A 419-nucleotide genomic window follows, 5' to 3' on the forward strand; every position below is an offset into this window, starting at 1 on the left:
GGCTTTACCCATCACCAGCAATGGAGCCGCCACGATGCGGGCGGCCGCGTCGTGCGCACCTGGACGGACACGCCTGGCCTGCTGGACACGCGCTTCGACTACGAACTGGGCCGGCGCACCACCCACGTCACCGATGCGCTGGGCCGGCGCAGCAGCTACGAATACAACGCGGCGCACGAAGTCGTCGCCATCACCGAGCCCGGCCCCGACGGACGCCCCGTGCGCACCGAAACCCGCCTGGACGCTGCCGGCAACCCCGAGGAAGCCCGCGACGCGCTCGGCCGGGCCACGCGCTGGCGCTTCGATGCGCGCGGCAACCTGCTGGCCGTGACCGACGCGGCCGGCGCCACCACGCGCCTCGCCTACGGCCACCTCGACCTGCCGGTGGAGATCACCGACGCGCTGGGCCACGTCTGGCG

The 419-nt window shown here is 73.5% G+C and carries 1 protein-coding gene; it reads left to right on the top strand.

Annotated elements, in window-relative coordinates:
- Window positions 1–419: RHS repeat domain-containing protein (locus PSR9079_RS23460; RefSeq protein WP_149983462.1), on the top strand; the 419-nt coding region annotated here is incomplete at both ends.

The sequence above is a fragment of the Pseudoalteromonas rhizosphaerae genome, assembly GCF_902498845.1.
Classification (GTDB): Bacteria; Pseudomonadota; Gammaproteobacteria; order Enterobacterales; family Alteromonadaceae; genus Pseudoalteromonas; species Pseudoalteromonas rhizosphaerae.